The organism is Nocardia sp. CC201C, from assembly GCF_030010695.1.
GTDB classification, from domain to species: domain Bacteria; phylum Actinomycetota; class Actinomycetes; order Mycobacteriales; family Mycobacteriaceae; genus Nocardia; species Nocardia otitidiscaviarum.
The window spans coordinates 1-4,030 of sequence record NZ_JASCXP010000543.1; the positions used below are offsets into that span (position 1 = coordinate 1).

Consider the following 4,030-nt stretch of genomic DNA (forward strand, 5'->3'; position numbering starts at 1 on the left):
CGACGACTACGAGGAGTTGAACGTCAACCAGGCCGTCGCCGCCATCAAGGAGCTGACCGAACCGGCCGACGTCCGCGCCGTGGTGGCCTACGAGGAGGCGCACAAGAATCGGCACGGCGTGGTCTCCGCGGCCCAGACCCGGCTCGCGGCGATCGCGCAGGATGTCACCGGGCGCAACTGAGCTTCCGGTACCGTCCACCGTCTCTCGACCACCGCGTTCACCCGCGCGGTAGGTGTCCCGCGCCACGTCCGCCGTGGCGCGGGCAAATGCGGGTGAGATGGGCTGCGTGCGTCGCCTAGGATTCCACCAGCAAGAATGTTTGGTGGGCATCCGCCCTACTCGTACCAGCCCAGGGGAGAGACGGACATCGTGGCCGACGATATCGACCGTGCCGAGCAGACCGCGGCATTGAGCGAGGAATCGCTCGCCGCCGCCGCGGAAGCAGCCGAGAAGGCGTTTGCCGCGGCCGCCGACCTGGAGGCACTGGCGGCCGCGAAAACCGAGTACATGGGCGGCAAGTCGCCCATCGCACTGGCACAGCGGTCGCTGGGCACCCTGCCCAAGGAGGAGAAGGCCGACGCGGGCAAGCGCGTCAATGTCGCCCGGCAGCGGGTGTCGCAGGCGTTCGAGGCGCGGCAGCGGGAGCTGCTGGCCGAGCGCGATGCCGCGGTGCTGGTCGCCGAGACCATCGACGTGACGCTGCCCGCGTCGCGCGCGGCGGTCGGCGCACGCCACCCCATCACCGTGCTGTCCGAGCGCGTCGCCGATGTGTTCGTCGGCATGGGCTGGGAGGTCGCCGAGGGCCCGGAGGTCGAGACCGAACACTTCAACTTCGACGCCCTGAACTTCCTGCCGGATCATCCGGCGCGCACCATGCAGGACACCTTCCACATCGCGCCGGAGGGTTCGCGGCAGGTGCTGCGCACGCACACCTCACCGGTGCAGGTGCGGTCCATGCTCTCGCGCGAGCTGCCCATCTACGTGGTGTGCCCGGGGCGCACCTTCCGCACCGATGAGCTCGACGCCACCCACACCCCGGTGTTCTCACAGGTCGAGGGTCTGGCCGTGGACAAGGGGCTGACCATGGCGCATCTCAAGGGCACCCTGGACGCCTTCGCGCGGGCGTTGTTCGGCCCGGACACCACCACCCGCATGCGGCCCAGCTTCTTCCCCTTCACCGAGCCGTCCGCCGAGGTGGACGTGTGGTTCCCGGACAAGAAGGGCGGGCCGGGCTGGGTCGAGTGGGGCGGCTGCGGCATGGTGAATCCGAAGGTGCTCACCGCCTCCGGCATCGATCCCGACGTGTACTCCGGTTTCGCCTTCGGCATGGGCCTGGAGCGGACCCTGCAGTTCCGCAACGGCCTGCCCGATATGCGCGACATCGTCGAGGGCGACGTGCGGTTCACGCTGCCGTTCGGCATCCAGTCCTGATCCCCGACCCAACGAGGAAAGCGAAAAAGTGCGAGTAGCGCAGTCGTGGCTGACGGAAATCCTGCGGCGGACCACCCCCGAGTGGTCGGTGACGCCGGAGGAACTCGATGCCGGTTTCGTCCGGGTCGGGCTGGAGGTCGAAGAGGTCGATCGGCTGCGGCCGGTCGGCGGCGAGATCGACAAGCCCCTGGTCGTGGGCCGGGTCGCGGAGATCACCGAACTGACCGAGTTCAAGAAGCCGATCCGTTTCTGCAAGGTCGATATCGGCAATCCGGAGTTGCAGGAGATCATCTGCGGCGCTCGGAATTTCGCCGTCGGCGACCTGGTCGTGGTGGTGCTGCCGGGTGGCGTGCTGCCCGGCGGCTTCCAGATCACGTCGCGGAAGACCTACGGGCACACCAGCAATGGCATGATCTGCTCGGTCGCCGAACTGGGCATCGGCAAGGACCACAGCGGCATCCTGGTGCTCGAACCGGGCACCGCCGAACCGGGCACCGACGCCAATGAGCTGCTCGGCTTGGACGACACCGTCATCGAACTGGCCATCACCCCCGACCGCGGCTACGCCTTCTCGGCGCGCGGCCTGGCGCGTGAACTGGCCTGCGGCTTCGACCTGGAATACGCCGATCCCGCCGTACGCCTGCTGCCCGACGCGGAGGAACAGGCCTGGTCGGTGAAGATCGAACCGGACTCGCTGTGCACCCGGTTCGCGGTGCGCCGCGTCACCGGGGTGGACCCGAAGGCGGTGAGCCCGTGGTGGTTGCAGCGGCGACTGCTGCTCTCGGGCGTGCGGCCCATCTCCCCGGCGGTCGACGTCACCAACTACGTCATGCTGGAACTCGGCCAGCCGCTGCACGCCTTCGACGCCGCCAAGGTCACCGGCGGTTTCGTGGTGCGCCGCGCCAACAAGGGCGAGACGCTGCGCACCCTGGACGAGGCCGAACGCGTCCTCGACGCCGAAGACGTGGTGATCGCCGACGATTCGGGCGTCATCTCGCTCGCGGGCGTCATGGGCGGGGCCAGCACCGAGGTCGGTGACGCCACCACCGACGTGATCCTGGAGGCGGCGACCTGGAACCCGGTCGCCATTGCCCGCACCGCGCGGCGTCACAAGCTGGGCTCGGAGGCGAGCCGCCGTTTCGAGCGCGTGGTGGACCCGGAGCTGAACCTCGCCGCGCTGGACCGCGCCGCCACCCTGTTGGCCGAGATCGCCGGTGGCACCGTGGAATCCGTGCTCACCGACGTGCGGGTGCCGACCCCGGCCCCCGCACCCATCGCCATGGACCTGGATCTGGCCGACCGCACCGCGGGCGTCACCTACGAGCCCGGCACCTCCGCGCGTCGCCTCCAGCAGGTGGGCTGCGCCGTGGACGTCGATGTCAGCGAGTCCGGCCACGGTCAGCTGGTGGTCACCCCGCCGAGCTGGCGACCGGATCTGGTGCAGCCCGCCGATCTGGTGGAGGAGGTGCTGCGCCTCGAGGGTCTGGACAAGATCCCGTCGGTGCTGCCCACCGCCCCCGCCGGGCGCGGCCTCACCGCCGATCAGCGCCGCCGCCGCGCCGTGAGCAAGGCACTGGCCTTCTCCGGGGCCGTGGAGGTGCCGCCGCCGGTCTTCATGTCCGCCACCGTCTTCGACACCTGGGGCCTGGACGCCGACGATTCGCGCCGCACGACACTGACGGTGCTCAACCCGCTCGACGCCGAGCGCCCCGACCTCGCCTCCACCCTGCTGCCCGGACTGCTGGAGGTCGCCGGTCGCAATATCTCGCGCGGCGCACGGGATATCGCCATCTACGGCATCGCCCAGGTGGTGCTGCCCGGTAGCGAGACCGGAGCCGTCGATCCGCTGCCCGTGGACCGCCGCCCCACCGAAGACGAGATCGGCACCCTGCTGCGCTCGCTGCCCGATCAGCCGGTGCACATCGCCGCCGTGCTCACCGGCAAGCGCGAGCCGCGCGGCCCGTGGGGGCAGGGCCGCCAGGTCGAGGCCGCCGACGCCTTCGCGCTGGTCGACGCCATCGCCGACGCCGCCGGTGTGGTGATCGAGCGCCGCACCGCCGCATACCTGCCCTGGCATCCGGGCCGCTGCGCGGAACTGGTGGTGGACGGCACCGTGGTCGGCCATGCGGGCGAACTGCACCCCGCGGTGCTGGAGCGCTCGGGTCTGCCCCCGCGCACCTGCGCCCTGGAACTCGACCTGGACGCCCTGCCGCTGCGCGAGAACCGGCCCGCCCCCGTGGTTTCCGCCTTCCCGGCGGTCCTGCAGGACGTGTCGGTCAGCGTCGAGAAATCGACCCCGGCCGCCGCCGTGGAATCCGCGCTGCGCACCGGTGCGGGCGACCTGCTCGAGGACATCGCCCTGTTCGACGTCTACGAGGGCGCGCAGGCGGGCGAGGGCCGCAAATCCCTCACCTACGCGCTGCGCTTCCGCGCCCCCGACCGCACCCTCACCGAGGACGAGGCCAGCGCCGCCCGCGACGCCGCCGTCACCGCGGCGGCGGATGCGGTGGGAGCAGTGCTGCGAAGCTGACACATCGGCAGACGACGGGCCCGCCAGCCCGGGGGTGCGGGGCCGGGGGAAAGCGGGGGGCGGGGGTG

General features: G+C 70.9%; 2 protein-coding genes and 1 pseudogene. All 3 read left to right on the forward strand.

Annotation, left to right across the window (positions count from 1 at the left end):
• Positions 1-181: pseudogene (locus QK444_RS33645) on the forward strand (ferritin-like domain-containing protein); the annotation flags it as partial.
• Between the two features lie 189 nt (positions 182-370).
• Entirely contained in the window at positions 371-1,432 is a 1,062-nt protein-coding gene (gene pheS / locus QK444_RS33650) for a phenylalanine--tRNA ligase subunit alpha (protein WP_282786062.1), read from the forward strand.
• A 28-nt stretch (positions 1,433-1,460) separates the two neighbouring features.
• Entirely contained in the window at positions 1,461-3,962 is a 2,502-nt protein-coding gene (gene pheT / locus QK444_RS33655; RefSeq protein WP_282786063.1) for a phenylalanine--tRNA ligase subunit beta, read from the forward strand.
• Positions 3,963-4,030 lie beyond the last annotated feature (68 nt).